The 2,116-nt window shown below is 53.6% G+C and carries 2 protein-coding genes; both read right to left on the bottom strand.

Annotated elements, in window-relative coordinates; genetic code table 11:
- Positions 1–220: hypothetical protein (locus PMI34_RS28645; RefSeq protein WP_202949451.1), on the bottom strand; the 220-nt coding region annotated here is incomplete at its 3' end.
- A 229-nt stretch (positions 221–449) separates the two neighbouring features.
- Positions 450–1,964 carry a DUF1254 domain-containing protein gene (locus PMI34_RS26935; protein ID WP_081498012.1) on the bottom strand — a complete coding sequence of 505 codons (1,515 nt, stop codon included), beginning with the start codon at positions 1,962–1,964 and terminating at the stop codon, positions 450–452.
- Positions 1,965–2,116 lie beyond the last annotated feature (152 nt).

Consider the following 2,116-nt stretch of genomic DNA (forward strand, 5'->3'; position numbering starts at 1 on the left):
GTTCCAATCCATCACCGAAAAGGATAATGATTCCAAAGCCAGCAACAAAATGCTCAAGCGTCGCAGCTTCGCTGAATGGTTCCTTCGTGGCGCAGTGACGAGTTGTGAAATGCAGGCTGCCGACGAGCAACAGTTCAAACTCTACGCCTGCCTTGTCGAGCAGGCCCAGTTGGGCAAAGCTTGCCGCCAGGAAACGACGTGAGCCTGTACGGCAAGTCAAATTCCTTCGTTGTGGCTTGACAGCGGCTTCTATTCGCCGGCCGCATGCGCGCTTGGCCGCGCGGCAGATTATCCCAGTCTGCCGGAAAACGGGTTCAGCCGGAGTGGCTTGCGAACGTGTTCAAGGCCCACCTCGATCCACCCGGCCAAGACTGCGATTCCGGATAATGTCGCCCAAGTTTAGGGTATCAGTCCGTAATGCCGGGTTTGCGGTTTCAACCCCAACAGCATCAAGATTGACCGGGCTGTTTGACTTCCTTGACGTCACCCAGTGTCCATGTGGCGTCATAGAAGCTTTGGGTCGGTCCGAACATCCGTAACAACAGTAAGAACCCCTTGCCGGGAACTGTCTTGATCCAATTGCCAGACTTGTCAGGAGGCTCATGCTGGCTGAAGTACAGATCAATGGATCCGTCCGCATTTCGCGCGAGATCTTTCAGCGACGATAATGAAGGACGCTTTTGATCGGTATCGATGAAGTTGAAAGTGTCGGCATCATAAGCGGTGACCGACCAATAATCGGCAACCGGTACATTGCCAGGTACATGAAGCTGGTAAGTCTTGCTGCCATCAAGAAACTTGCCACCTGCATCCCTGTATGCCGTCGCATACGCGGCACCTTTGCCGACGATGGGCTTGAAGCTCGGATCGAGGAACTTGTGCATGGCGAACCCAAAACGATACAACGCCGCCCGTTCATCAACCTCTGTCAGCGCACCACGCTCCTGTGAGTAGTGCACCAACCCCGTGCCATTGTGCCATTGAGTACCTTTGAAGATTTCACGACGTGGTTTGCGCGGATTGAACTCCAGGTTGGCGACCATGGCACGACCGGTTTGTTCAGCACGCTGCAGAATCCGGTCAAGACGTGCGTCCGGTGTGAATGACTTATCAGCCTCGATTCCAATACTGGCTAGCATGCCGAGCATTACCCGATCACGCTCGTTGCCACCTTCTTCACGAACGCGCTGTGCCATTAAATCAAAATAGGCAGTTCCACGAGGGGTCAGACCATCATAGTCATCAGTTCCCATCTTGCGCATGCGTAGGGCAGGGGGCGCGGCACGCATCGCATAGGGATAGATATTGCTCTGCGCCAGACGAGCCACTGCGCTTTCCCTGCTCTCTCCAGGAGCACGCACTGCACGCAAGAACAACATGCCGTTGTTGGTCTCCGAGATACGTGAGAAATAGCCGCCTTCGGGGAGCTCACCGCTCCAGCCTGGCGGAACGATCAGGTACTTGCCGCCCTTGCCCAGGTCCGGGCCGATACGCCCGACGTCCTCGATCGGCCGCTGCCAGGCATCCAGTACTACGCCGTACAGATTACCCACAGGAATCTCCACGACCAGCGGGCCGGTTTTCTGCAGGTTGAAATAGCTGAACGAATAGATGACGTCATCGTTGCCCGTTTGCAGTGCTTGGTTGATCCGTAAGCCCTGATCGAATACGAACAACTCCATGGGAGCGATACCTATCCGCCGCGCTCCTTCAATCATTGCACCCAGGCCAACCAGTGGTTGGGCCCAGATATAAGCTTGCACTGCGCGCTGATAGTCCAGCTCATCATAAAGAAGTTGGCTGGTTTTTACGGTGGGATAATTGTTGTTCTCGAAGGCAAATTCAGACTGATTTACGTTGCCGACTTTTTCACTGGCATACACCTTCTCACCCTGAATGCAGGACAGCAAAGCTAACGTCAACATCGCTGACGTTAATGAGCAACAAGTAGATCGAGTTTTCATTTTTTTTGTTTTTCCTTGTTGATAGGCGCAAGGCAAACGATAGGAAGGTAGAACGTCAAGGTGCTACGTCTGATTGGACTATTCCCTAAAGATGGGCAGCAGTCAGCCATGGCGAAAAAATCGGCTGAGATGTAGTGGTCTAATGAAACCGG

The sequence above is a fragment of the Pseudomonas sp. GM74 genome (genome assembly GCF_000282455.1).
Classification (GTDB): Bacteria; Pseudomonadota; Gammaproteobacteria; order Pseudomonadales; family Pseudomonadaceae; genus Aquipseudomonas.

Excerpts from the sequence above, each read along its gene's own strand:
- PMI34_RS26935 (WP_081498012.1), bottom strand. The coding sequence starts at position 1,964 with ATGAAAACTCGATCTACTTGTTGCTCATTAACGTCAGCGATGTTGACG.